We start from the raw sequence: 25,507 nt of genomic DNA on the forward strand, positions 1-25,507 counted from the left end.
TGATCCTCACGGCCAGCGCCAAGGATGCGCTGCTGAACACGGTGGTCAACAACGAGGGCGTGATCGAAGCCAAGGGCATCGACGCTGCGGGCGGCACCATCCTGTTGCTGGGCGGCTTCAACGGCGGCACCGTCAAGGTGGCGGGCACGCTGGATGCCTCGGCCAGCGGCGCCCACGACGGCGGCTTCGTGGAGACCAGCGGCGCGCATGTGCAGGTGGCCGGCGGGGCTCGGATCAGCACCCTGTCCCAAAGCGGCAAGACCGGCACATGGCTGGTCGACCCGACCGACTTCACCGTCAGCGCCGGCAGCGCGGCCGGCACCACGAGTGGCATCGGCGCCGACACGCTGTCGGCCAACCTGGCAACGACCAACGTCACGCTGGCCACCGACAACAGCACGGGCACCGACAGCGGCGACATCAACGTCAACGCCGCGGTGAGCTGGGGGGCCAACACCACGCTGACGCTGAATGCGTACCACGACATCAACATCAATGCAGCCATCACCGCCACGGGCACCAGCGCCGGGCTGGTGCTGAACCACGGCAACTACGCCAGCACGGGAACGGTCACCAGCGGCACCGACTACAACGTGAAGGCGCCCATCACCTTGAGCGGGGCCAGCGCCACGCTGGGCATCAACGGCACGGCCTACACGCTGCTGCACAGCATGGCTGAGATCGACGCCATCGACAGCACCGGCCTGAGCGGCAACTACGCGCTCGCGCAGGACCTCGATGCCGGCGGCACCACCTACACCAGTGCGCTGGTGGGCTCGACCAGCTTCGTCTTCGGCGGCCGCTTTGCCGGCTTGGGCCACACGATCTCGAACCTGACCATCAGCGCCGGCAGCGCCAACAGTGTGGGCCTGATCGCGCAAAACTTCGGCACCCTCCGTGATCTGGGCCTGGTCGGCGGCAGTGTATCGGGCGGCGACCGCGTCGGCTCACTGGTGGGCTTCAACGGCAGCAGCGGCAGCATCAGCAACGCCTATGCCACCGGCAGCGTTTCAGGAGACGACTACGTCGGTGGCCTGGCAGGCTACAACGGCATCGGCGGCAGCATCAGCAACGCCTATGCCGCCGGCAGCGTTTCGGGGACTGGCGACTTCGTCGGCGGGCTGGTGAGCGTGAATTACGGCAGCATCAGCAACGCCTATGCCGCCGGCAGCGTTTCGGGAACCAGCAGCTGGGTCGGCGGGCTGGTGGGCGTGAACGCGGGCAGCGGCAGCATCAGCAACGCCTATGCCACCGGCAGTGTTTCGGCGACTGCCGGCAACTACGTCGGCGGGCTGGTGGGCTTGAACGACGGCGGCACGATCAGCGGCGCCTATGCCACCGGCAACGTCCTGGCACCCGGCGGCTTCGTCGGCGGGCTGGTCGGCTACAACAACGGCGGCATCGGCAACGCCTACTGGGACAGCAGCACCACGGGCCAAGGCGCCGCGGTGGGCACGAACAGCGGCACGGTCACCAACGTCAACGCCGTCACGAGCGGCACCGCCTACAGCCACGGCAGCTACGCCAACCTGGGCACCTGGGCCGAAACGGTTTCGGGCTCCGGCGTCTGGGTGGCCAAGGACGGCAGCGGCAACCCGCAGTGGGTGATGGTCGAAGGCGCGACCCGCCCCTTCCTGTACAGCGAGTACTCCACCAGCATCCGCAACGCCCACCAACTGCAGCTGATGGCCTACAACCTCTCTGCCAGCTACAGCCTGGCCGCCAATGTCGACGCCAGCGAAACCGCCGGCGCCAACCCCAGCGGCATGTGGACCACGGCGGGCTTCTCGCCGGTGGGCAATGGCACGGTGGCGTTCAGCGGCAGCCTGGACGGCCAAAGCCACACCATCACCGACCTGGTGATCAACCGCGGCACGACGTCGAAGGTCGGGCTGTTCGGCCAGGCCGGCAGCAGCAGCGTGATCCAAGGCGTCGGCTTGCTGGGCGGCAGCGTCACCGGCGGCGACGAGGTGGGCAGTCTGGTGGGCCACAACGAAGGCAGCATCAGCAATGCCTACGCCACGGGAACCGTCAGCGGGGCCAACAGTGTGGGCGGCCTGGTGGGCTACGGCTTCGGCGGCAGCATCAGCAATTCCTTTGCCACGGGCGATGTCAATGGCGCCGGCGACAGCATTGGTGGCCTGCTGGGATTCAGCTACGCCGGCAGCATCAGTGGTGCCCACGCCACGGGTGCCGTCGATGGCTCCGGCAACGAAGTCGGCGGCCTGGTGGGCCACAGCGCCGGCAGCAGCGGCAGCATCAGCAATGCCTACGCCACCGGCACCGTCAATGGCACCGGGAACGATGTTGGCGGCCTGGTGGGCTACAACCGCGGCAGCATCAGCAATGCTTACGCCACCGGTGCCGTCACCAGCGCGGGCAACAATGTCGGTGGACTGACGGGTCTTCTCGACCTTGGCAGCATCAGCAATGCATACGCCACGGGCGCTGTCAGCAGTTCCAACGCGGCTGGCGTCGTGGGCGGCCTGGTGGGCTACAACTCCCTCGGCAGCATCAGCAACGCCCATGCCACGGGAGCTGTCGGTGGTGTTGCCTCCTTGGGCGGCCTGGTGGGCTACAACTACAGTGGCAGCATCAGCGATGCCTACGCCACGGGCAACGTCACTGGCTCCGGAGCCACTGTAGGTGGCCTCGTGGGCCTCAACGACGGCGTCATCAGCAATGCCCACGCCACGGGGGCCGTCCGCGGGGCCACCGCCGTCGGCGGCCTGGTGGGCCACAACAGCGGCATCGTCACGAGGGCCTACGCCATCGGCACCGCCACGGGTATGAACGACGTGGGCGGTCTGGTGGGTTTCAACGTCGGCGTCAGCAGCTTCATCGGCAATGCCTACGCCACGGGCGCCGTCAGCGCATCCAATGACTATGCCGGTGGTCTGGTGGGCCGAAACGGCGCCGGCGGCGTCAGCAATGCCTACGCCACCGGGGCCGTCAGCGCGGCCAATGACTACGCGGGCGGCCTGATGGGCTGGAATGGCGGGAGCATCCTCAACACCTACGCCACCGGCGTCGTCAGCGGCGCCGGCCTTGTGGGCAGCCTGGTGGCCCACAACGCCGGCTACATCACGGCATCGTTCTGGCTCGGTGCGGGCAACACTGGCGTGGGCATCAATGCGGGGTCGGTCGATGCGCTGACGCGGGGCCTGAGCATCAGCGAAGCCACCAGCGCCAACACCTACAGCGCCGCCGGCTGGGACATCGCCACCACCGGTGGCAGCAGCGCGGTGTGGCGCATCTACGAGGGCAACACCATGCCCTTGCTGCGCAGCTTCCTGACCGCGCTGACCGTCACGGCCGGCAACGTCAGCAAGACCTACGACGGCACGACCAGCTTCAGCAGCAGCTACACCCTCAGCGATCCAGGTGCCAACACCGGCCTCATCATGGGGACCGCGAGCTACGACACCAGCAGCAAGAACGTGGGCAGCTACGCCATCACCGTCGGCGGCCTGTATTCCAGCCAGCAGGGCTACGACCTGATTTCAGCGGGTACGGCCAGCATCACCGCCGCCACGCTGACCGTCAGCGGCGCGACTGCGGCCGACAAGACCTATGACGGCACGACCAGCGCCACCGTGAGCGGCGGTAGCTTGAGCGGCCTGGTCGGCGGCGACACCGTGGCGCTGAGCCAGAGCGGCAGCTTCAGCGACAAGAACGCCGGCACCGGCAAGACCGTCACCGAGACCTTCGCCATCAGCGGCAGCGACGCCGGCAACTACGTGCTGGCCAGCAGCAGCGGCACCACCACGGCAAACATCACTGCCGCCACGCTGACGGTCAGCGGCGCGACTGCGGCCGACAAGACCTATGACGGCACGACCAGCGCCACCGTCAGCGGCGGCAGTTTGAGCGGCCTGGTTGGCGGCGACACCGTGGCGCTGAACCAGAGCGGCAGCTTCAGCGACAAGAACGCCGGCACCGGCAAGACCGTCACCGAGACCTTCGCCATCAGCGGAAGCGATGCCGGCAACTACGTGCTGGCCAGCAACAGCGCCACCACCACGGCCAGCATCACCGCCGCCGCGTTGACGGTCACCGCCAACAACGACAGCCGCGTCGCCGACGGCAGTGCCTACAGCGGCGGCAACGGCGTCAGCTACAGCGGCTTCGTCAATGGCGAGACCGGAAGCGTGCTCAATGGCAGCCTGGTCTATGGCGGCAGCGCCCAGGGCGCCACCGCGGCCGGCAGCTACAGCATCGCGGCCGGCGGGCTGAGCTCGGGCAACTACACGCTGAGCTATGTCGACGGCGCGCTGGTGATCAGCGCGGCGGCGGCCAGCCCCGCTCCGTCGAGCCCCGCTCCATCTAGCCCCGTACCGTCGAGCCCCGTGCCGTCCAGCCCCGTGCCGTCGAGCGCCAACCCGTCGCTTGGCGATGCGCAGCAGCGCGCAGTGGCCAGCCTGGCCGACTTGCCTAAGTCGCCGGCCAACCCGCACGAGCCGCTGCGCATCGAGTCTTGCGGTCTGAACATGGACCAACCCGCGACCGACTTCTTCACCCGCAACGAGAACAAGCTTTCATGCATGTCACGCCTCGAATCCCGCTGAGCCTGCTTTCCACCGCCCTGGCTCTGGTTTCCACCATCGCCGTCGGCCAGGTCCGCACGCCCACCCCGGATGCCGGCCAGATCCTGCAGGAACCCCGCGCTCCGCAGCCCCTCCCCAGCACCGGGGCTCCGGCCCTGACCATCGACAAACCCGGCGCCGGCAGTGTGGCCGAGGGCGGCGCCCAGGTCCGCGTGGCGGCCATCCACTTCAGCGGCAACACCGCCTTCAGCAGCGCCGCCTTGGAGAGCCTGCTGGCCGACGCCATCGGCAAGGAACAGACCTTTGCCGACCTCAGCCGCCTGGCCGCACGCGTGACGCGGCACTATCGCGAAGCCGGCTACCTGGTCGCCCGGGCCTACCTGCCGGCGCAAGAGCTCAAGAACGGCGTGCTCGACATCGCCGTGCTGGARGGCAACCTGGGCCAGGTCAGCRTCACCAACAACGCCGGCCTCAAGGACTCGGCCCTCGCGCCCTTGAGCGCCCTGCCGCTGAACGCCCCGGTGCARGCCCAGAGCCTGGACCGCACCCTGCTCACCCTGTCGGACCTGCCGGGCACCCGCGTGCAGTCCACCCTGCGCCCGGGCACCACCCTGGGGGCCTCGGACCTGCTGGTGGAGGTGGACAAGACCCGCGCCTTCCAGGGCATTGCCGATATCGACAACTTCGGCAGCACCTACACCGGGCAGTACCGCGTGGGCACCAGCCTGTACTGGAACAATCCGCTGGACCGCGGCGACCAGATGAGCCTGCGGCTGCAGGCCAGCAACACCAGCATGCACTACGCGCGCCTGGGCTACCAGYTGCCGCTGGGCGCCAGCGGCACCCGCGTGGGCGTGGCCGTGTCGCACCTGGACTACCGCCTGGGCAAGGACTTTGCGGCCCTGGAYGCCGACGGCAAGGCCGATACCGTCAGCCTGTATGTGCGCCAGCCCTTGCTGCGCAGCCTGGAGAACAACTGGTATGCCCAGCTCCAGSTGGACGCCAAGAATCTGCGCGACACCGTGGGCAGCACCGCCACCACGTCGGTGCACCAGCTGCGCAATGTCGTGCTGGGGCTGAACGGCGACTGGCAGGATGCGCTGGGTGGGGGTGSCGGCAACAGCCTGGCCGTGAACCTGACCACCGGCCAGCTGCGGCTGGACAACGACAGCCTGGCGCAGGACGCGGCCAGYACCCGAAGCGCCGGGCACTTCAGCAAGCTGAACTACCAGCTGCAACGCGTGCAGGCCTTGCGCCCCRACTGGTCGCTGGCACTCAACCTCGGCGGCCAGCTGGCCGACCGRAACCTGGCTTCGGCGGAGAAGTTCAGCCTGGGCGGCAACAACGGGGTGCGCGCCTATGCGCAAGGCGAGGCCCTGGGCGACGCGGGCTGGCTGGCCAGCGCGGCGCTGCGCTGGCAGCCCGCRCCGGGCTGGCAACTGCAGGCKTTCTACGACGCGGGCGGCGTGCAGCTSAACCACCGCGCGTGGAACCGCACCGGCAGCACCGGCAACCGCGCGCATCTGGCYGGCGCCGGCCTGGGCGTGGGCTGGGCGACGGACAAGCTGGCGTTCTCGCTCACCTCGGCCTGGGCCACCGAGGGCCGCGCCAGCGATGGCCGCCGCGGCGCGCGGCTGTGGGCGCAGGCGACCGTGGCGTTCTGAATCGCTGCAGCTTCCTCGCCTACTTGTCGTGACGCAGGTACGTCGCCTGCTTCGGCAACAGCAAGCTCACCAGGAACGCCACCCCCATCATCGCCGTCACGTACCAGTAGAAGTACGACTCGTGCCCGATCGACTTCAGCCCCAGCGCCACGTATTCCGCGCTGCCGCCGAAGATGGCATTGCCTATCGCGTACGACAGGCCCACGCCCAGTGCACGAATCTCGGGCGGGAACATCTCCGCCTTCACGATCCCGCTGATCGAGGTGTAGAAGCTGACGACTGCCAGTGCGAGCGTGATCAGCATGCCGGCCACCAACGGGCTGCCGACGTTCTGCAGGTTGCTCAGCACCGGCACTGTCATCAGCGCGCCCAGCGCACCGAACAGCAGCATGTTGCTGCGCCGGCCGATGCGGTCCGACAGCGCGCCGAACAGCGGCTGCATGCACATGTAGATGAACAGGCAGGCCGTCATCACGTTGCTGGCGGTCTTGATCGACATGCCGGCCGAGTTCACCAGGTACTTCTGCATGTAGGTGGTGAAGGTGTAGAAGATCAGCGAGCCGCCGGCCGTGTAGCCCAGCACCACGAGGAAGGCGCGCTTGTGGTTCGTGAACAGTTCGCGCATCGTGCCCGCGCCCTTGGCGGCGCGGGTCTTGGTGCTGGCGGTTTCGGTCAGCGTGCGGCGCAGCATGAGGGCGACCACCGCGGCGATGGCGCCGATGACGAATGGAATGCGCCAGCCCCAGCTCTTGAGCTCGGCTTCGTCGAGCACCTGCTGCAGCACCACCACGACAACCACCGCCAGCAGCTGCCCGCCGATCAGCGTGACGTACTGGAACGAGGAGAAGAAGCCGCGCTGGCCGCGCATCGCCACTTCGCTCATGTAGGTGGCGGTGGTGCCGTATTCGCCACCGACCGACAGACCCTGCAGCAGCCGCGCGGCCAGCAGCAGCGCGGGCGCGGCGGCGCCGATCTGCGCATAGGTCGGCAGGCAGGCGATGACGAGCGAGCCCACGCACATCATGACGACCGAGGTCACCATCGAAGTCTTGCGGCCCTTGCGGTCGGCCAGGCGGCCGAACAGCCAGCCGCCGATCGGGCGCATGAGAAAACCGGCGGCGAACACGCCGGCGGTGTTCAGCAGTTGCACGGTGGGGTCCGACTTGGGGAAGAACGCCGGCGCGAAATAGATCGCGCAGAAGGCGTAGACGTAGAAGTCGAACCACTCCACCAGGTTGCCGGACGAGGCGGCAAAGATGGCGAAGATGCGCTTGCGCTTTTCTTCGAAGGTGTAGGGGGTGTTGTTGGCGGCGGTCGCGTCGGGGCTGGAGGCGCCGGCGGTGCTCGCACTTGCGATGGCGGTCATGGAAAAGGGGTCCTTGTCTCTGGCTGCGGCCTGCCGCGAAACCACACGCGAAGCCGTTCTGCCGAGTCTGTCCGGCCGCCGCCGTGCTGTCGTCCGTAGCCGGCCGCCGCAGGGCTGCGTAGCGGTACGCAAGGGTAAATACCTAGAAAGGCTTGCAGGCGCGACGCAGAGGCGCTAGAGAGCGTGTTCCCGCAGAAACCGGTCCAACTGGTGGCTGTTCGCCAGCCCCAGCTTGGCGAACAYGTGGGCGCGGTGGGTTTCCACCGTGCGCTGCTCCAGCGGCGCCAGCTCCAGGGCGATCTGCTTGTTGGGCTTGCCCTCGGCCACCAGCCGGGCCACCTGCATCTCGCGCGGCGTGAGCTTGGCCCACAGCGCCTGTGCCGCCTGGCGGGCCTGCCGGCGCACGGCGAGCTCCTCGGCCTTCTGCAGGGCCTTGGCGATGCTGTCGAGCAGGCGCTCGTCGTTGCAGGGCTTCTCGAGCCAGCCGAAGGCGCCGTTCTGCACCGCCTCGACCGCCATGGGAATGTCGCCATGGCCGGACAGGAAGATCGCGACCAGCGGGCTGTCCTGCGCGCGCAGTGCATCGAACACCTGCAGCCCGCTGACGCCCTCCATGCGCAGGTCCAGGATCACGCAGCCCGCACGCTGCAGGTCGGCGCCGGCCAGAAAGGCCTCGCCCGATGCAAAGGTCTGCACCGCGTAGCCGCGCGACAGCAGCAGCAGGCCCAGCGAGCGTCGCACGGCCTCGTCGTCGTCCACCACGCACAGGTTGTTGGCAAGAGCGGTCACGGGGGAGAGATTTCCAGTTCGAGGGTGAAAACTGTGCCACCACCGGCCCGATTGGCAAAGGACAGCCGGCCGCGATGGGCCTCGACGATGGTGCGGCAGATGTTCAGGCCCAGCCCCAGCCCGCCGGTCTTGGTGGTGAAGAAGGGCGCGAACACCTGCTCGGCCAGCGCGGCGTCGATGCCCGGCCCGCGGTCGGCCACGCGGATGTGCAGGCGTCCTTCCCGCACCTCGGCCTCGATCTCGACGAGCCGCTGTTCCGGCGGCGTGGCCTGCATGGCATGCAGGCTGTTGGACAGCAGGTTCAGCAGCACCTGTTCCAGCAGCACGCGGTCGCCGCGCACCTCGGGCAGCCCCGCCGGTATGCGAACCTCGGCGCGCGCCTGGCGCATCCGCATCTCCCCCTGCAGCAGCGCCAGCGCGTTGGCGACCAGCGCCGCCACCGCGCAATCCTCGGTGCCGACGGTGCGCTGGCGCACGAAGCCGCGGATGCGCCGCACGATCTCGGCGCTGCGCTGGGCCTGGGCCATGGTCTCGTCGAGGCTGCTGACCAGCAGCGACTGGTTGCCTTGCTCCGCAAAGGCCTTGGCGGCGCTCGCGAAATTGCTCAGCGCCATCAGCGGCTGGTTCAGCTCATGGGCCAGGGTGGAAGCCATCTCGCCCAGGCTGGCGAGGCGCTGGGCATGCTGCAACTGCTCGTCGTTCTGGCGCTGGCGCAGTTCAGCGCGCTTCTGCTCGGTAATGTCCACCACCGAACTCATCCAGCCGCTGTGCTCGCCGTCGGCGTCGATGAGCGGCGCGGTGTAGACCATGGTGATTACCTCGTGCCCGTCGCGATGCCGCAGGCGCGACTCGAAGCCGGAGCGCGTGGGCTGTCCGCTCATCATGGCGTCGTAGTGGTGCCAGTGCTGCGCCACGTCATCGGGGTGCCAGTAGGGGTAGGGCGGAAGCCGGCCGAGCAGTTCGTCGGCGCCGTAGCCGGTCATCTCGCAGAAGGCGGGGTTGACGTAGATGATGCGGCCCTCCAGGTCGCGTGCGCGCATGCCCACCAGCAGCGAGTCTTCCATCGCCTTGCGGAAGGCGTGGGCCTCGTCGAGCTCGTGGGTGCGCTCGCGCACGCGCAGTTCGAGGTCGCGCCGCGCATCGCGCTGTTCGGCGAAGCGCCGCTCGCGCAGCTGCCAGTACAGCCCGCCCAGCAGCAGCACGCCCGCGCACAGCAGGCCCAGCATCCAGGTGCGCTCGCGTGCGCGGGTGACCTCCGAATGGTCGGCCATCACTGTCAGCGTCCATCCCAGGTCGGGCAGCGGCTCGTCGACCGCGAGGAAGTGGCGCGTCTTGCCGCCGATGTCGGTGCGCACGAGGTAGCCCGGCTGCCCTTCCTTGCGCTCCACCGTCCATGGCAGCGGCGAGAAGCCGGCGCGGGCGCCGTACTGCTGGTCGCGCTTCATGCCGTCCAGGTCGGCAGCGCCGAGGGGCCGCGTGGCCTGGTACATCCACGCGGGCACCGAGCTCAGGAACACGATGCCGCGCGCGTCGGTCAGCAGGATCGGTTCGCGCGCGAAGGCCCAGGCTTCCTGAAGCTGGCGCAGGCTGATCTTGACCGTCAGCACGCCCAGTACGGCGCCGGCCTCGGAGCGCACCGGCGCGGACATGAAGAGCCCCGGCTCGCCGGTGGTCTGGCCCACGCCGTAGAAGAGGCCGCTGCGGCCCGCGCGCGCGTCGATGAAGTAGGGCCGGTTGGCATAGGACTCGCCGACAAAGCTCTGCGGCGTTGCCCAGTTGCTCGCCGCCAGCGTGAGGCCCTCCAGGTCGATCAGGTAGAGCGCGTCCGAGCCCGCGTGGCGGTTCACTTCCTCGATGTAGCGGTTGGCGCGCTGCTGCGCCGCGGGGTCCCGGGGATGGGCCAGCACGCCGAAGACGTCCGGGTGCATGCCTGCGGTGCGCGGGAGGTAGCCGTACTTTCCGGCTGCGTCGCGCAGGCCCAGCGCGTGGACTTCCATCGCGCGGCGGATCGAGTCCGCCTGGAAGCTCGCCTCGCGGCCTGCGGCCCATTGGCCCGCCGCGCCGATCAGCAGCAGCGCCACGGCCACGGCGGCAACCCAGGCGTACAGCGTGCGGTAACGGCCGAGGTGGGAGCTGGCCATCGGCGGTTCGGGCGGGAGGGGCGTCGTGGGAGGCATGAAGGGCGGGGCCRGCCGGAGCGGCGATCGGAATTTTGCCCTGATCCCCGGATCGGCCGGCGTGGCCGCCGTACCATCGCGCCCATGCGAACCCTTTCACTCCCGGCCGGCGGCGAGATGCCGGTGCTTGGCCTCGGCACCTGGCGCATGGGCGAGGTCGCGGGCCGTCATGCAGCCGAGGTCGCCGCGGTGCGCGAGGCCATCGGCCTGGGCTACCGGCTCATCGACACAGCCGAGATGTACGGCGAGGGCGGCGCCGAAACCGTGCTCGGCCAGGCCATCGCCGAGGCGCTGCGCGCAGGCGACGTGCGGCGCGAAGAGCTCTTCATCGTCAGCAAGGTCTACCCGCACAACGCGAGCCGTCGCGGCACGGTCGAGGCCTGCGAACGCAGCCTGAAGCGGCTGGGGCTCGATGCCATCGACCTCTACCTGCTGCACTGGCGCGGCAACCACCCGCTGAGCGCAACGGTCGAGGCGATGCACGCACTCGTCGCGAGCGGGCGCATCGGTCACTGGGGCGTGAGCAACTTCGACACCGACGACATGGAAGAGCTGGCGCAGGTCACCGGCGACGGCCCGGGCTGCGCGGCCAACCAGGTGTACCTGTCGCTCGGCGAGCGCGGCCCCGAGTTCAGCCTGCTGCCCTGGCTGCGCGAGCGCGGCATGCCGCTGATGGCCTACAGCCCGATCGACCAGGGCGCGCTGGCCGGAGACGATGCACTGGGAGCGCTGGCCGGGCGGCTCGGCGTGACCGCCGCGCGGCTTGCGCTGGCCGCGGTGATCGCGCGGCCCGGCGTGGTTGCGATTCCGAAGGCGGTGCGCAGCGCGCACCTTCAGGAGAACCTGGCGGCCGCTTCCCTGAAACTCGACGCGGCCACGCTCGCCGAACTCGAACGTCTCTATCCGCCGCCTCGGCGCAAGAAGCCGTTGGCGATGATCTGACGGACTTCTAGTGCGCTTCGGCCTGCTTGGCCGCGTCGATCACGGCCTGCTCATCGTGCTTCGCACCATTGAGAAACAGGTTCAGCAGCACCGCCGCAATCGACGCCAGCAGAATGCCCGACTCGATCAGCGAGTGGATCGCATGCGGCATCCATTGCTTGAAGTTGGGTGCGATGAGCGGAATCATGCCGATGCCGATCGACACCGCGACGATCATCGCGTTGTGCCGGTTGCCCTTGAAGTCCACGCCCGAAAGAATGCGGATGCCCGTGGCCGCCACCATGCCGAACATCACCAGGCCCGCTCCGCCGAGCACCACGGTGGGCAATGACTCCACCAGCGCCGCCATCTTGGGCAGCAGCCCGAGCACGACCAGGATCACGCCGCCGGCCACGCAGACATAGCGGCTCTTGATGCCGGTGACGGCCACCAGGCCCACGTTCTGCGAGAAGCTGGTGTACGGAAAGGTGTTGAAGATGCCGCCGATCAGCGTGCCCAGGCCGTCGGTGCGCAGGCCGCGTGCCAAGTCCTTCTGCCCGATCTTGCGATCGGTCATTTCGCCGAGCGCGAGGAACATGCCCGTCGACTCGATCATCACCACGATCATGATCAGCGTCATCGTGAGGATCAGGATCGGGTCGAACTGCGGCATGCCGAAGTGGAAGGGCAGCACGACATCGACCCACGCGGCCTTGCCCACCTTCTCGTAGGTCATGAGCCCGGTGATCGAGGCCACCACCGCGCCGATCACGATGCCCAGCAGCACCGAGATGTTGGCGACGAAGCCCTTGGCGTACTTGACGATCAGCAGGATCGACACGAGCACCAGCGCCGCCACGCCGAAGCCCGAAAGGTCCGCGTACTTGGGGTTGGGCACCGTGGGCATGATCGCGAAGCCCTTGGGCACTGCCGGAATCGAGCTGCCCGGCGAGGTCACTTCCGCGAGCCACTTGGCATACACCGGGTCCACCAGTGCAGGTGCGGTCGGGCCTACGGGATTGCCGAAGATCCAGTTGATGCCCACGCGCATCAGGCTGATGCCGATGACCGCGATGATGGTGCCGGTGACCACCGGCGGAAAGAAGCGCAGCATGCGGCTCACGAGCGGCGCGATCAGTATCGACACGACGCCCGCGCCGATGATGGCGCCGAAGAGCAGCTGCGCACCGTTCTGCCCGGGGTTGGCATTGGCGATGGCCACCATCGGCGCGACCGACGCGAAGGTCACGCCCATCATCACCGGCAGCTTGATGCCGAACCACTGCGTGGCGCCCAGTGCCTGGATCAGCGTGGCAATGCCGCAGCAGAACAGGTCGGCCGAGATCAGCAGCGCCACCTCGTCGGGCGACAGCTTGAGCGCGCGGCCGACGATCAGCGGCACCGCGACGGCGCCCGCATACATCACCAGCACATGCTGCAGGCCGAGGGCCGCGAGCTTGCCCGAAGGCAGGCGCTGGTCTACCGGATGGACTGTCTGAACAGTGGAAGAGGTCTCGGCCGTCATCGTGCATCTCCTGGCGCAGCAAGGGGAAAACGTGCGTGGACGGCGCGGTTGTCCGTGGCGTCCACAGTGTGTGTACGCCAAACTGTATACAATTTATGCGGCAATCTGGATGCGGAAAACCCGCATCGCGGGCGGTCGAGCGAAGACGATCAATCTTCCATTTTCAGCCGCCGCATGAGCCAGTTCGCGGTGAACTCGAAGTGCTCTCGCATGTTCGACTCCGCCGTGTGACCATCATCCCCAAATACCAGTGGCGTCACATTGAAGCCAAGCGCCGCAAGAGATGCAGGTTCATCTCTGGAGACGAGATCTTCGCGAGCGCCGTTCACCATGAGAATGGGTTTGCGCAACTGCACCGCAGTCGGTGTCTTCAATTGGCGTGAGAGCTGGAATGCTTCGTAGTATTCGCACATCGCCTGACGAGGTGTCGTCTGCGGATTCATGTTCGCGAACACGGTGTAGGGCGCGACGATCCATGCAGGCGCTGTCTTGCAATGCGCTTGTCCAAAGCTCGAATCGCTGGGGCCGCCGATGTTGACAATCGCTTTGTAGAAGTCGTTTCTCAGCCCGCCAAGCGTCCCCAGATAGCCTCCCATGCTCCACCCGTACACGGCCACTCGGTTCGCGTCCAGGTCGCTGCGGGTCTTGATGTAGTCGGCAATGGTGTCAAACATCACGGAGGACTCCGGACGGAATCCCAGCTGGTTCTCCCCAGTGTCTGGATTTTCCACAATGATGGTGGCGAACCCGCGGCTCATGAAGTAGTTGCTGTGCCGGATCATCTCCGTCTTCAGGTTGTCGAGGCCGCCGAGAATAACCAGCACCGGCAGCTTCTCGTTGCTGCTGCGTCGTGTCGGGGGTGCTCGGAAGTAGCCAATGAATTCTTTCTCTCCGGTCTTGAATGTGATCCGTTGGAGCGGCTTTCCCGCGACCGCATGGGCTCGTTCGGTCGCCTGCAGATCCGCGGCGGGGACACGCTTGGGCAGCCGATTCATCCGCAGATAGAAAGCCGCCTTCTTGTATTCGGCCGATGCGGCAGTGCTGTCGCCCCGCTCTTCGGCCACGCGGGCTCGTTCCAGATGCACCTGAGCGGGCTTGTTGAAAGTCGCTTGCCAGACCGCCTGCGACGGCCCGGCGTGCTCCGGCAGCGTTCCAGCGATGTCGTCGAACGTGCTTGCTTCGATGCCGGCATCCTCGAGCCACCAACAGATGTTGAATTTGAACGAAGGATGCATGCGAGCGATGCCTCCTGGGTACTCCGCCTGTCCTTTCCTGCAGAACTCGGCCATGCTGTCCGCGGCCCTGCCCGAAGGGATGCCCTGCGCTGCGGATTCTTGCGGCGCTGCCGCGACAAGAAAGACGGCTCCGAGGGCCGTCGAGAGTTTCAAGATCAATCTGTTCGTCATGGTCTTTCCTTTGTCGGGTTGGGTGGCTCACGCCCGTCGCAGGGGCGAAGAAGCGATCTACTTGGCGTTATTGGGGCTACACACTGGGCAGCCAGCCATTGCCGCGATACCAGGCGACCGTATCGGCAACGGTTTGCTCGATCGGGCGAAACTTGAGTTGAAGTTTCTGCTCGCTCTTCGTGTGGTCGAAATGGCTGCGCCCCGCCTCCTTGCGCATCAGCCGCACCGTCGCCAGGCTGAGCAGGATGGGCTTGCCGCTGATCCGCGCGTAGAGCTCCTGTGCCGCCGCCAGGAGATACAAGAGCGCAAAGGGCAAGTTGCGTGTCGGCGTCTTGATGCCCGCGATCTTCCCCACCAAGGGCACCAATTCCTGCATCGTCATGTGGCGGCCGGCAGCCAGATAGCGTTCGCCGCGCTGCCCGTGCTCCGCGGCCGAAATCTGCGCCCTCGCCACATCGCGGGCATCGACGACGGAAAAGCTGCCGGGCAGCAGCCCCGGCAGTTTTCCACGCACCACGTCGTTGACAAATTGTCCCGAGGAGGTGGGGCCGATATCGGCTGGCCCCCACATCCATCCCGGCAAGACAAAGCTCGCGTGCATGTCCGGGTGCACCGCAAGAAAGGCCGATACGACCTGATCGGCCAGTATCTTGCTGCGGTAGTAGTCGTCGCCGGCATCCGCCAGGTCGCGCAGACAGGTCTCGTCGATGGGCATTCCCGGCTCGCCATTCAGCACCGCGATGGACGAGGTCTGAACGAAGCGCCGGATGCCGGCGTCGTATGCCCGCTCGATGAGCTGCTGTGTGCCGTCCACATTGATGCGCTTGAGCTCTTCCCAGTGGCTGCCTCCCTTGAAGTTGTCCCGGAAGAACGCGGCGGTGTGGAATACCACGTCGCATCCCTGCAGTGCCCTGGAGAAAGCGGGTACATCCGCCATGTCGCCCAGCACCAGTTCGACACCTTTCACCCCTGCAAACTGCTGCTGACCTTTGGCCTTCGAGCGGACGAGCGCCTTGACGGAGACGCCTCGCATGACCAGCTCGCGCACAAGGTTGTTGCCGAGAAGGCCGGTGGCGCCGGTGACAAACGCGGACCTTGGGCTCTTGGTTTTTTCCATATCGAATGAATCTCAAAGATCAAATGAGCTTTGAATGTACCTTTGCCATTTTGAAATATCAAGTGATATCTGAATGCCGATGTCCAGACTTGCTTTCGGAAGCACGCACCCGCCGGTCGATATCCAAAGTTCATGTGATATCTTTTGGGGCATGAGCCCAACGACGGCAAGAAGGCGCCTGACCCGCGAGGAAAGCCGGGCGCAGACGCGCGAGCGTCTGATCGAAACCGCGCAGCACTTGTTCGTGTCGAACGGGTATGGGGGCGCGTCGATCCGCGACATCGCGGACAAGGCGGGCTACTCCCAAGGCGCCTTCTATTCGAACTTTTCGAGCAAGGAAGACGTCCTGCTGGAGTTGCTGCGACGGCATATGGAAGGGGAAGCAACGCAGCTTTCCAAGGTCATGGGCAACGACCGACAAAAGCCTGAGCAGATGCTGTCCGAACTGGAAACCTGGGCTTCCACGCTCAACCACGATGCCGATTGGTGCATGCTTTCCATCGAACTGCAGTTGCATGCCAACCGCAGTCAAACCTTCGCTGCGGAGTACCAGAAGGTGTGGGACAAACACCGGTCCGAGATCGGCGGCGTGATCGGCCAGCTGTTCGGCAAGCTCGGGCGCACGCCTCCTGCCGCACCGGACGAACTGGCCGCTGCCTTCATGGCACTCTCGCATGGGCTGGCACTGCAGCGGATGACCACGCGCCCGGATCCCTCGGGACGGCTGATCATGGTGTTCCTGCGCGGACTGATCGCAAGTGCGGAATGCCTGGGAACCGAAACTGCCGCACCGGCCGACGCCTCTTCGCGCGGGCCCAAAAAACGCTCTCCGAAGAAAGGCCAACGCTGAATCGCACCCGGGTGCCCTGGACACCGTCGAGTCGTCCTGCAGGCGCTCCCTAGGCGAGCAGCGCCTTCACCAGATCGAGCTGCCGGTCGGGCTTCTCGGTGCCCAGTTCGAGGCTGGCCTCGATGCGCTCCAGGTGATCGATCATGCAGGCCACGGCGCCTTCCACGTCGCCCTTGCGGCAGATGCGCAGGAACTCGGAGTGCTCGTCGGACGAGCAGTGCGGGTCGTTCGACGAGTGATAGAGCATCGCGATCAGCGAGCTGCGCGCGACCAGCTCGCGCACCAGCTCGGCCAGCGTCTTGTTGCCGGTGGCCTCGGCCAGCGCCACGTGGAAGTCGCCCAGCACCTTCTCGCGCACGGTGCCGGTGGTGGTGGTCTGGCGCAGCGCAGTGCGCTCGAACTTGATGTGCTGCTCCAGCACCTGGTAGTCGCGCGGCCGTGCATGGGCGACGAACAGGCGCACCACCTCGCTCTCGAGGATGCGGCGCACCGCGAACACCTCGCGCGCCTCCTGCACCGTCGGCTGGCAGACGAAGGCGCCCTTGTCGGGAACCATCTCGATGAGCTTGTCCTTCGAGAGCATCAGCAAGGCCGCGCGCACCTTGGTGCGGCTCACGGAGTAGACGCGGCCCAGTGCCTCTTCGCGCAGCCAGGTGCCGGGCGGCAGGCGCTTCTCGACGATCGCGGTGGCGATGTCCTGGGCGATGCTTTCGATCGAGCTGCCCTTGTCGGTGGCAGTGGCCCCGCTCTCGGCCGGAGCGGCGGTTGCAGGAGAGGCGGGGGATTTGGAGCTGGCGCGGGGYATGCGGAGATTGTGGCTCAGCGTGCGGCCCCGGCGCCTGCGCAGCCCCGTATCACCCGATGAGGGTGAAGCCTTCGAGGGCGCCGGTCATGGTCTTGGGCAGGGGCCGCGCGAGTTCGCCGTGCTTGCTGGTCTGCAGCTTCAGCGCGACCAGCGACTCGACGAGCTTGGTGCCCGCGGCCACGCCGTCGATCACCGGCACGCCGAGCAGGCCGCCGATGTGCTCGCACAGGTCGGTCATGCCCGCGCAGCCGAGCACGATGCAGTCGGAGCCATCTTCCTCGAGCGCGCGCCGGCATTCGTCGACGATGCGCTCGCGTGCACGCGAACCCGGCGCTTCCAGTTCGAGCACCGGCAGCTCGCAGGCGCGCACGTTGGCGCAGAAGCGCTCCATGCCGTAGATCTCGGCCAGGTGCCAGGCCTGGCCCATCGTGCGGCCCAGCGTCGTCACCACGCTGAAGCGGCTGCCGATCATGCTGGCCAGGTGCATCGCCGCTTCGGCGATGCCCACTACCGGGCCGCGCGCCAACTCGCGCGCGGCCTTCAGGCCCGGGTCGCCGAAGCAGGCGATCACATAGCCGTCGATGCCGTCGCGCTCGCCGGCCGCAATCTCCTGCAGCAGGCCGGGCACGGCGAGCGCCTCGTCGTAGTGGCTCTCGATGGAAACCGGCCCCATGGCCGGGCTGACCGCGACGATTTCCGTGCCGGCTTGCGCCACTGCGCGGGCGCAGGCGCCGATCTTCTCGGTCATGCTCCAGGTGGTGTTGGGGTTGATGATCTTGATGCGCACGGCGCGGCCCTTTCTTTCTCTTTCGGTTCAAGTCTTGTTGTTGCGGTTCAGCAGGGCATAGATGACGAAGCCCAGGCCCATGCCGATGAACCATGCATAGTTCGCGCCACCGCGCAGCACCGGCACCATCACGCACAGGATCGGAACGATCGCCGACGGCACCAGTGCCTGGATCGCCTTCGGGTTGTAGCCGCTGCTGTACCAGTACTTGCCCTGCTTGCTCATGGTGTAGAGCGCGTCGACGTCGATCTGTTGCTTGCGCACGATGTAGTAGTCGGCAATCAGGATGCCGAACAGCGGGCCGATGAACGAGCCCAGCACATCGAGCGTGTAGTGGATGACCTCGGGGCTGTTGTAGAGGTTCCACGGCGTCAGGAACACCGAGCCCACCGCGGCGATCATGCCGCCCGTGCGCCAGCTGATGTGCTGCGGCGCCACGTTCGAGAAGTCGAAGGCCGGCGAGACGAAGTTGGCGACGATGTTGATGCCGATGGTGGCGATCATGAAGGTCAGTGCACCCAGCACCACGGCGGTGGTGCTGTCGATCTTGCCCACGGTGTGCACCGGATCGGTGATCAGCTCGCCGAACACCGGCAGCGTGGCGGCCGTGGTGATCACGGTCAGCAGCGAGAAGAAGACGAAGTTCACCGGCAGGCCCCAGAAGTTGCCCTTCTTCACCGCGTCGAAGCTCTTGCCGTAGCGCGAGAAGTCGCCGAAGTTGAGCATCGGTCCGCTGAAGTAGCTCACCACCAGCGCAATGGCCGAGAGCATCACCGGCAGCGCGTCCCAGCCCTGGAACTTGATGCCGCCCAGGTTCAGGTCGATCCTGCTCCAGCCGGCCTTCCACACCAGCCAGCCGCACAGCACGGCCATCACCACGTACACGGCGGGGCCCGCCCAGTCGATGAACTTGCGGATGGCCTCCATGCCGTGCCAGAACACGAAAGCCTGCAGCACCCACATGACCATGAACGCCACCCAGCCGAGCGTCGACAGGCCCACGAAGCCGTGCTGCGCCACGTCGGCGTAGGGCGCGAGGTTCGGGAGCATGTGCAGCGCCAGCACCATGAAGGCGGCCGAGGCGAGGTAGGTCTGCACGCCGTACCAGGCCACCGCGATCAGCCCGCGGATGATGGCCGGGATGTTGGCGCCCAGCACGCCGAAGGGTGCGCGGCACACCACGGGGTAGGGCACGCCCGTCATCTGGCTCGGCTTGGCCACGAGATTGCAGAAGAACTGCACGATCACGATGCCCACCAGCAGCGACACCAGCACCTGCCAGCTCGACAGGCCCAGCGCGAACAGGCTGCCGGCCGTGATGTAGCCGCCCACGCTGTGCACGTCGGACATCCAGAACGCAAAGATGTTGTATTGGCCCCAGGTCTGCTTCTTCAGCGGGGCGAGGTCCTCGTTGGTCAGGCGCGGGTGGTAGCCGGGCTTGATGACGGCGTTCGATTCCGCGTGCGGCGCAAGGCCGGCTTCGCTTGCCCCCGCGGGGGCCTGGCTGACGACTGTGCTCATGGTCTTTCCTCGTGCGAGTGAATTGGGGTTTCGAGACCCGTTTTGACGCAAATTTCGCGCCGGATTTACGGATGCGTTATTTGTATACAAAAACTGCGCGCAATCAAGACCATTCGAGGAATCATATATCCGTAGATTCCCGGAGGGAATGCTGATGCTCAATAAAGTGCGTCGCCATGTCGACGATTTCGTCGCGGGGCTGGGGAGTTCGCTGGGCCCAGTAGCGAATGGCTGTTTTCATCTGTCGATGCGACCACAGTTACACATACTTCTCCGACAACACCAGAGGCATCGCAGGAGAGTCGAATGGGTCGATGCCTCCGATCTCTACGCCTGCACCTCTGACCCAGGCTGACAAGGATCTTGTAGCGTTCTGCAGACGCAGCCCAGCACCGACAACATCATGCTGCGCGGGGTGAACGCCGCGCCAGTGCTGCCGGATACGACGCTGCAGCGCTCGAACAACCGCGGTGCGGGCAGCACCCGCATGGAAGGCACGCAGCTCATTCCGCCGCCGCAGCCGCTGGTCGATACGCGCAAGCTGGCGCCCAGCCCGCTGCGTGGGGCGCTGCCGCCTACGGCCGATCCGGTCAGCGCGCGGGAGCTTCCGTAGGGCAGCAAGCGGAGGTGTTCAGTGTCATCAAAGGCCGGTCAAGGTCGCTAATGGGAAGGCTGGCAAGAGGAAGCAGTCGAGCGCTGCATCGGTATGTGAAGCACCCTGCACGGTCTTGCGCTTCTTGGCAACGCCCGTGGACCTCCGCACCCCACGGTTCCGGCACCTGCCTCGGCGCGCACGAAGCCGCGGCGTGCCGGCTCATCGGGCAAGGTGCCCATCGCAGTTGTCTTGCTGATGAGCGATGCGGGGATGAGGCGGACGGGGTTCAGTTGCTGTAGAACGCGCCCCGGCCGGTGCCGCTCACGTAGATGCGTCCGTAGATGTTCTGATCGGCCGCCATCACGCCGATGCCGCCGAACTGGTGGGCGTCGTCGTTGAAGCGGGTCCAGGTGGCGCCGGCGTCGTCGGAGCGGTACACGCCCCACACGCCGTTCACCACGCCCACCACGTAGACCGCGGCCGAGTACGCCGCACCAGGCGCTGCCTTGCCCAAGGCCACCAAGGTGGCGCCCTGGACGTCGGGCCACGGGTTGCTGCCCATGATCGACGTAAAGTGGCTCAGCTTCTTCCAGGTCGCCCCCGAATTCACCGAGCGGTACACGGCGTTGCCGTCGGCCAGCCAGAGCTCGCCTTCGACGTTGGGGTTGACTGCCAGCGAGGTGTTCGTGAAGTAGTCGGGAACCAGCCCCGCGGCCACCGAGCCCTGGCTCAGCGTGAACGTGTGGCCGCCATCCGTCGACACGTAGACCTTGCCCGGCGTGCCCCACCAGTGGCCGCCGGAATCGTAGGCATAGACCTTGTTCGGGTTCTTGCGATCTGCGACCAGGTGGTAGGCGCGGGGGAAGATGGTGTCGATCGCGGGCAGATTGGTCGGCACCCAGGTGGCGCCGTTGTCCGTGGTGTAGGACGGCACCGAGTAGCCGGGCGCCCAGACCGCCCTGTTGCGCGCGGTGACGGCGATGCTCGCTTCCCCACCCTTGTTTTCCGCGACGCCCGGCGGGTAGGTGGCGAACTTCGCCCAGGTCTTGCCGCCGTCGCCGGACCAGACGCCGTAGCCGGTGCTGTTGCCCAGGACGACGCCGATGGTGGCCATGTATTGCGGGTCGGACCACGCCATGTCGGCGGCGAAGCCGTTGCTCCAGCTGGTGGCCGGCGTCAGGGTCGGCTTGGTCGCAAGGTTGGTATGCACCCAGGTGCCGATGTCGCCCGTGCTGTTGATCACGGTGTATGTGGCGCCGGCCGGCGGCGTGGCCAGGCCCAGGACGGCAGTCTCCTCGATGCCGTCGTTCAGCTCGTTCCAGCTCGGCGTGGCCGAGGAAGCGTCGCGCGTTTCCCAGACCCCGCCGCCATGGCCGTACAGGATGTGATCCCGGTCGGCAGGATCGATCTCCATGTCGTCGGGCCATCCCCAGAAGGGCGCGTCGGCCGGCGTATGCGGCATGGTGGCCGCGATCTCGCGCCAGTTGCGGCCGGCATCGTCGGACAGCTGGATGATTTGCTGGCCGCTGAAGCTGCCCCAGGTGTTGGTCACACCCAGCGCAATGCGCGTGGTCGAGCCGGTGCCGGAGACGGACAGGCCGCCGTAACCGGTGGAGTCGTTGCTGTCGAGCAAGGTCCAGTTGCTGCCGTTGAACTTGTACAAACGGGCGGGACCACCGGCGCCTGGTCCGGTCTCCTTGGTGAACACGACATAGAACATGCCGTCCGCGGCGCGCACCATGTGCGGGATGTGATAGCCGGAGATAGGGACCGAGACCGGGGTCCACGAGACGCCGCCGTTGCTGGACTTGTACAGGTTCGAGGCCAGGCCTGCTGTCTGGACGTAGTCCGGGGCGATGGGCGCGTAGATCGTCTGCGTGGCCGAGCCACTGCCCTTGGTGCCGGTGTCGTACACGACCGTCTCGACGCCCATCGCGCTGTCCATGCCCAAGGCATTGACCTGATCCTGGGTCAACTTGGCGGACGACAGCGACGTGACCTGCGCCCAGGTCAGGCCCGAGTCGATGCTCTTCCATAGGCCGGCCGTGCGCGTGCCGTAGAACAGCGTCGAAGGCTTGTTGGGGTCGACCATCAGGCGTTCGCCGATGGCCCGGCCGGGGTTGTTGCCGCCCAGCGGGAAAGGCAGGGCGACGTAGGTCCACTGGTCACCGCGGTTGCTGGAGATGTACAGGCGGCCGTTGCCCCCGGACGTGTACATGCCGGCGGCCATGTAGACGAGCTGGTCGTTGTTCGGATCGACGGCAATGCTTTCGACGCCGTGGAAACTGGCCTCGCCTCCACCGAAGCCCAGGCCATCGGTGATGGGCACCCAGGCTGAGGTGGGCTGATTCCAGCGGTAGGCGCCGCCGACGTCGGTGCGTGCGTACAGCAGATTGGCGGTCGTCGGGTGGAAGACGAGGCCGCTGACGTAGCCGCCACCGCCGAACTTCACGCTCTTCCAAGAGGTGCCCTGGGCGGCTGCGGGTTCAAACGCGGGTGCGGGTGCGGGTGCGGGTGCGGTTGCGGTTGCGGTTGCAGGTGCGGTCGCGGGTATGCCTGCAACGAGCGCTGCTGTCGAAGTGCCCGACGACCCACCACAAGCCGCAACCCATGTGCTCAGCAGCCCGATCGCGATGAGCCGCGCGCGATTCCAGTTGCGGGGGATCGTGGATCGAGCCGGCGACAATCTGTCAATGGACGTCTCACTCATTCTTCTTGAAATCCGTGACATTTTTGGCATATTTGTGTAATTGTGCAAACGCAGCAAGAACCGAACCGCGCAGATCGTCGCCGCGCGGCCGTGAAAAAACGACAAGATGCGTCGCCCGGATCGATGCGCGGGTAATCGCGCATCGAGCCCACTACGGCTTGGAAACGAACAGCCCGAATTCGGAAAGAGCTGTCGCCGTTGTTGGCTGCGATGTTCAGCCGGTAGTAGCGATACGAGGCCGGACTCGCGACCGCGTAAGTCTTCAACTCGAAGCGTTTCTGGTTGCTTTGCGTGTCGAGCGTGGTCCAGTTGGAGCCATCGTTGGAGCCCTGGAGCTGCCAGTCCTTCGGATCACGCTCGACGAGATTGGCGTCGGGCGTGCTGGTGACCGCATAGCGCAGGACGCGCTCCGTGTGCCCGAGGTCGTACTGCAGCCAGCGGGTCGTGCCGGAGTAGAACTATTGCGTCGCCGAGTCCTGGTCCAAGGCGCTTTCAGCGTTGCCGGAGTTGCTCGCGCTGTCGGTGGCAGTGCCGCCTGTGGCAGCCTTGACCATCGGACGCCCCGGTGCGGCACTGTCCTCAGGAGAACGGCCGCTCGTTCCGACGGAGTTGCTCGCCGTGACGGTGTAGTAGTAGGTYGTGCCATTGACCACGGAAGTGTCCGTGTAGCTGCTGCCCGTGACGCCCGACGCGATGGCCTCGTAGGGCCCGCCGCTGAATTCGGAGCGGCCGACGGTGTAGCCGGTGGCCCCGAAGGACGCCTGCCAGCGCAGCGGCACGGCGCCATCGCCCGGCGAGGCCAGCAGCATGGCGGGCGCCGCCGGAACGACGCGCGGGGCACCACCGTCGCCGCCGGTGATCTGGACATTGCTGAAGACGCTGTTGTTCAGCTTGCTTGTGACCGACGAGACCACCAATCCGACATAGATCGTGTCGGGAACGGGGGCGACGATGCGGCCGACATCGGTGGCAGCCCAATTGGTGCCATCGGGAGAAACGTAGCCGGTGATGATGTTCCCGATGCGCTCGAGCTTCACCCAGTGAGTGGGCCCGGAGCTCGTAACCTTGTTCGCGTAGTACGAGCCGCCATACACCGCCAGTTTCGTCATGTTCTGCAAGACTTCACTCTTGTAGTTCATCGCCATCCAGGCGCGCGGAGCGCCTGGTTCCAGGCTTGTGCGCATCATCACGCCCGCCACTGCGGACGGGTGGGTGTTCTCGAGCGACTCGACTTTCGCGATGATGGTGCTGTTGCCGGTGAGGGCCTTGTAGACGAAGTGGCAACTGTCCCTTGCGCCCCAGATGTCGTAGCCTGCCCCAGCCACGTTCCACTTGCCGTCGGCGTAGGTCGCCGAGCCGGCCGGGCTGGCGCCCCCGATGTCAGCACTGCTGAACCCCGAGGTGATCGAGGTCGCCGAGGGAATGGGCAGCGCCGGCGGCGGCGTCGCCTTGGAGGTGTCGGACTCCCTGAGGAACATGAAGCTGCCGCCGTCCACCGGCATCCGGAGGCGCCTCTGCGCGATGAAGGGTGCCTGGAGACCCTTGCGCAGGACGTAGGCGTTATAGATCTGGGTCAGCGCCACGGTCCCGCCATTGGCGCCGTCCCAGCCGTGCCCGGTGACATCGGTGAGGTAGTAGCGATCGGTGGTGCCGAAAGGAAGCGCGGGCGTCGGCACGCGCTCGTTCACCCTCGCGAAATACTCACCCGCCGCCAGCAGGCGGTTGTCGAAGTCGGAATAGATGTCGATGCCTTGACTCCAGAGCGCCTCGGCGAGCATGGTCAGTGACTTGAGCTGCCCATAGGCATGCCCCTGGTCGCGCAGCGAGTCGCCGAGCATGCCGATGTCGTTGGAGTTGCGCAGCCCGATGTGGGCCAGCGTGCGGGCCTGATAAACGACCCTGTCCAATGTCTCGATGTCGTCGTTGTAGATCGCCATCAGCCCCAGCGCGGTGAGGGACAGTGCGCCCTTGTTGGCGGCCCCGAACTGGCTTTCGCCGTAGGGGTTCGCTGCCGGCATCAGCACGTCCTTGAAGTACTTCTTGACGATCGCCGTGTCGGCCTCCTTCCAGCCCGGCCATGTGGTGCGCAGGATTTCCGCGCCGCCCACGAAATCGAGCGCGTAGTCGCCCAGGTCGAGCATCGACTCGCGACCCGAGAACTCCGTATGGGTGGTGGCCCATCCAAGCAGGAACTTGCTCGCGTGCTCCGCGTATCGCTCGTCACGGGTGAAATACCACAGCCGCGAGAGATTCGAGATCGCAACCATGTCGTTGCGCCAGGCCCAGAGGTTCTCGTCGGGAGCGCGGCTCACCTTCGCGAACGGTCCATACCCTCCGTAGCTGAGCCTGGACTTGGGACTGTTAGCCAGTTGGTCGTAACCGGACTTCCACGGCTCCTTACCCTGATCGACGTTCACCTTGAGCGTCTGAAGATCCGAGAGGGTAAGCCCGGCGCCTGGATGCTTGATGACGCGGGCCACCGGGGTGTCTCCCGGGGCGGCGGGAATCTCCGGTGTGCCTCCCGCGACAGCGGGCACCTCCGGGGTGCCCCCCGCGACAACAGGGACCGTAGCGCCTGCCTGGAAACTTCCCGAATCTCCGCCCCCGCAACCGGGGAGCACGACCGCGCTCAATACGAGCAACGCAGCAGCAAAATTGGTTTTATCAAACATGGGAACCTTCTTAGTCAATACGCGGAAAAGTCGCGGGACCCGGCATGGGTCGCCA

17 protein-coding genes are annotated in these 25,507 nt (G+C 66.5%); 5 read left to right on the top strand and 12 right to left on the bottom strand.

Annotated features, from left to right (window positions below; genetic code table 11):
• On the top strand, positions 1–4,568 hold a 4,568-nt coding region (locus AC1DXX_RS03970; protein WP_478132864.1), incomplete at its 5' end, for a beta strand repeat-containing protein.
• On the top strand, positions 4,541–6,211 hold the full coding sequence (locus AC1DXX_RS03975) for a ShlB/FhaC/HecB family hemolysin secretion/activation protein (RefSeq protein ID WP_478132865.1): 1,671 nt from the start codon (positions 4,541–4,543) through the stop codon (positions 6,209–6,211). The genes AC1DXX_RS03970 and AC1DXX_RS03975, both read left to right, overlap by 28 nt.
• A 19-nt stretch (positions 6,212–6,230) precedes the next feature.
• On the opposite strand, the gene AC1DXX_RS03980 is transcribed toward AC1DXX_RS03975, so the two are convergent.
• The 3 genes from AC1DXX_RS03980 to AC1DXX_RS03990 form a co-directional block, all read right to left on the bottom strand.
• The gene (locus tag AC1DXX_RS03980) at positions 6,231–7,577 is read right to left on the bottom strand and encodes an MFS family transporter (protein WP_478132866.1); all 1,347 of its coding nucleotides are present in this window, start codon (positions 7,575–7,577) and stop codon (positions 6,231–6,233) included.
• A 174-nt stretch (positions 7,578–7,751) separates the two neighbouring features.
• Positions 7,752–8,366 carry a response regulator transcription factor gene (locus AC1DXX_RS03985; protein WP_478132867.1) on the bottom strand — a complete coding sequence of 205 codons (615 nt, stop codon included), beginning with the start codon at positions 8,364–8,366 and terminating at the stop codon, positions 7,752–7,754.
• Positions 8,363–10,543 carry a sensor histidine kinase gene (locus AC1DXX_RS03990; protein WP_478132868.1) on the bottom strand — a complete coding sequence of 727 codons (2,181 nt, stop codon included), beginning with the start codon at positions 10,541–10,543 and terminating at the stop codon, positions 8,363–8,365. The genes AC1DXX_RS03985 and AC1DXX_RS03990 overlap by 4 nt, the downstream gene beginning before the upstream one ends.
• A gap of 84 nt (positions 10,544–10,627) precedes the next feature.
• Between AC1DXX_RS03990 and AC1DXX_RS03995 the strand changes: the two genes are divergently transcribed.
• Positions 10,628–11,485 carry an aldo/keto reductase gene (locus AC1DXX_RS03995; protein WP_478132869.1) on the top strand — a complete coding sequence of 286 codons (858 nt, stop codon included), beginning with the start codon at positions 10,628–10,630 and terminating at the stop codon, positions 11,483–11,485.
• Between the two features lie 7 nt (positions 11,486–11,492).
• On the opposite strand, the gene AC1DXX_RS04000 is transcribed toward AC1DXX_RS03995, so the two are convergent.
• The 3 genes from AC1DXX_RS04000 to AC1DXX_RS04010 all read right to left on the bottom strand — a co-directional run bounded on the left by AC1DXX_RS04000 (position 11,493) and on the right by AC1DXX_RS04010 (position 15,512).
• Positions 11,493–12,989, bottom strand: coding sequence for a nucleobase:cation symporter-2 family protein (locus AC1DXX_RS04000; RefSeq protein WP_478132870.1), 1,497 nt, complete (start codon positions 12,987–12,989; stop codon positions 11,493–11,495).
• A gap of 149 nt (positions 12,990–13,138) precedes the next feature.
• Complete coding sequence (locus AC1DXX_RS04005) at positions 13,139–14,395, bottom strand: alpha/beta hydrolase family protein (RefSeq protein ID WP_478132871.1); 1,257 nt, start codon at positions 14,393–14,395, stop codon at positions 13,139–13,141.
• Positions 14,396–14,471: 76 nt separating this feature from the next.
• Entirely contained in the window at positions 14,472–15,512 is a 1,041-nt protein-coding gene (locus AC1DXX_RS04010) for an SDR family oxidoreductase (protein WP_478132872.1), read from the bottom strand.
• Between the two features lie 151 nt (positions 15,513–15,663).
• Here AC1DXX_RS04010 and AC1DXX_RS04015 point away from each other — a divergent pair, with 151 nt between their 5' ends.
• Positions 15,664–16,362, top strand: a complete 699-nt coding sequence (locus AC1DXX_RS04015) for a TetR/AcrR family transcriptional regulator (RefSeq protein WP_478132873.1) — start codon at positions 15,664–15,666, stop codon at positions 16,360–16,362.
• 49 nt (positions 16,363–16,411) lie between these two features.
• Here the strand turns inward: AC1DXX_RS04015 and AC1DXX_RS04020 are convergent, their stop codons facing one another.
• From AC1DXX_RS04020 to AC1DXX_RS04030, 3 genes are read right to left on the bottom strand one after another with little or no spacing between them, the layout of a single operon-like run.
• On the bottom strand, positions 16,412–17,167 hold the full coding sequence (locus AC1DXX_RS04020) for a GntR family transcriptional regulator (protein ID WP_478132995.1): 756 nt from the start codon (positions 17,165–17,167) through the stop codon (positions 16,412–16,414).
• Positions 17,168–17,216: 49 nt separating this feature from the next.
• Positions 17,217–17,954, bottom strand: a complete 738-nt coding sequence (locus AC1DXX_RS04025) for an aspartate/glutamate racemase family protein (RefSeq protein ID WP_478132874.1) — start codon at positions 17,952–17,954, stop codon at positions 17,217–17,219.
• 27 nt (positions 17,955–17,981) lie between these two features.
• The gene (locus AC1DXX_RS04030; RefSeq protein WP_478132875.1) at positions 17,982–19,475 is read right to left on the bottom strand and encodes an NCS1 family nucleobase:cation symporter-1; all 1,494 of its coding nucleotides are present in this window, start codon (positions 19,473–19,475) and stop codon (positions 17,982–17,984) included.
• A gap of 403 nt (positions 19,476–19,878) precedes the next feature.
• Between AC1DXX_RS04030 and AC1DXX_RS04035 the strand changes: the two genes are divergently transcribed.
• Positions 19,879–20,088: a hypothetical protein gene (locus tag AC1DXX_RS04035; RefSeq protein WP_478132876.1), complete on the top strand. Its 210-nt coding sequence runs from the start codon at positions 19,879–19,881 to the stop codon at positions 20,086–20,088.
• A gap of 268 nt (positions 20,089–20,356) precedes the next feature.
• Here the strand turns inward: AC1DXX_RS04035 and AC1DXX_RS04040 are convergent, their stop codons facing one another.
• From AC1DXX_RS04040 to AC1DXX_RS04050, 3 genes are all read right to left on the bottom strand, one after another.
• A complete protein-coding gene (locus AC1DXX_RS04040) occupies positions 20,357–22,522 on the bottom strand; it encodes a dockerin (protein WP_478132877.1) in 2,166 nt (721 codons plus the stop codon).
• A gap of 254 nt (positions 22,523–22,776) precedes the next feature.
• Positions 22,777–23,214: a discoidin domain-containing protein gene (locus tag AC1DXX_RS04045; protein WP_478132996.1), complete on the bottom strand. Its 438-nt coding sequence runs from the start codon at positions 23,212–23,214 to the stop codon at positions 22,777–22,779.
• A 24-nt stretch (positions 23,215–23,238) separates the two neighbouring features.
• Complete coding sequence (locus AC1DXX_RS04050) at positions 23,239–25,092, bottom strand: alginate lyase family protein (RefSeq protein ID WP_478132878.1); 1,854 nt, start codon at positions 25,090–25,092, stop codon at positions 23,239–23,241.
• Positions 25,093–25,507: the final 415 nt, after the last annotated feature.

The organism is Variovorax sp. P4_B10 (genome assembly GCF_056402375.1).

What these genes read in the sequence shown, in the direction of transcription:
- AC1DXX_RS04005 (WP_478132871.1), bottom strand. Translation starts at nt 14,395, where the DNA reads ATGACGAACAGATTGATCTTGAAACTCTCGACGGCCCTCGGAGCCGTC.
- AC1DXX_RS04030 (WP_478132875.1), bottom strand. Translation starts at nt 19,475, where the DNA reads ATGAGCACAGTCGTCAGCCAGGCCCCCGCGGGGGCAAGCGAAGCCGGC.
- AC1DXX_RS04010 (WP_478132872.1), bottom strand. Translation starts at nt 15,512, where the DNA reads ATGGAAAAAACCAAGAGCCCAAGGTCCGCGTTTGTCACCGGCGCCACC.
- AC1DXX_RS03990 (WP_478132868.1), bottom strand. Translation starts at nt 10,543, where the DNA reads ATGCCTCCCACGACGCCCCTCCCGCCCGAACCGCCGATGGCCAGCTCC.
- AC1DXX_RS03995 (WP_478132869.1), top strand. Translation starts at nt 10,628, where the DNA reads ATGCGAACCCTTTCACTCCCGGCCGGCGGCGAGATGCCGGTGCTTGGC.
- AC1DXX_RS03980 (WP_478132866.1), bottom strand. Translation starts at nt 7,577, where the DNA reads ATGACCGCCATCGCAAGTGCGAGCACCGCCGGCGCCTCCAGCCCCGAC.
- AC1DXX_RS04000 (WP_478132870.1), bottom strand. Translation starts at nt 12,989, where the DNA reads ATGACGGCCGAGACCTCTTCCACTGTTCAGACAGTCCATCCGGTAGAC.
- AC1DXX_RS04035 (WP_478132876.1), top strand. Translation starts at nt 19,879, where the DNA reads ATGCTGCGCGGGGTGAACGCCGCGCCAGTGCTGCCGGATACGACGCTG.
- AC1DXX_RS04015 (WP_478132873.1), top strand. Translation starts at nt 15,664, where the DNA reads ATGAGCCCAACGACGGCAAGAAGGCGCCTGACCCGCGAGGAAAGCCGG.